This is a genomic window from Mycoplasma sp. CSL7503-lung (genome assembly GCF_025515455.1).
Taxonomy (GTDB): domain Bacteria; phylum Bacillota_I; class Bacilli_A; order Mycoplasmatales; family Metamycoplasmataceae; genus Mycoplasmopsis.
The window spans coordinates 1-300 of record NZ_JAOPHP010000066.1; the positions used below are offsets into that span (position 1 = coordinate 1).

Annotated in this window: 1 protein-coding gene; it reads right to left on the bottom strand. The window is 21.7% G+C overall.

Features of this window, described 5'->3' with window-relative positions; all coding sequences use genetic code 4:
• A partial coding sequence (locus tag N9R85_RS03930) for a hypothetical protein (RefSeq protein ID WP_262858673.1) occupies window positions 1-271 on the bottom strand: 271 nt, incomplete at its 3' end.
• Window positions 272-300 lie beyond the last annotated feature (29 nt).

The following is a 300-nucleotide window of genomic DNA, read 5'->3' on the forward strand; positions in this document are numbered from 1 at the left end:
AGTCATTTAAAATACGAATAATATTATAGTTTTCGAAATCTACACTTAAATCAAGCACATTTAAACATTCAAAGTATTCTAAAATTGTTTCATAGTATTCTTTTTGATTAATATGATTTTCTAAATTCTTATTTAAAGTACTTGAAATTTTATTTGATATCTGTTCAAACGTTTCTTCTGTAGATTCTAAATTGTCATAATAAGAAAGAACAAAAGTTTCAATATCGATATTATTAAATTTTAAGTCTTTTTTGTTTTGTGTTTGAGACATTTTACTCCTTTGTTTTTGTTGTTGAACTA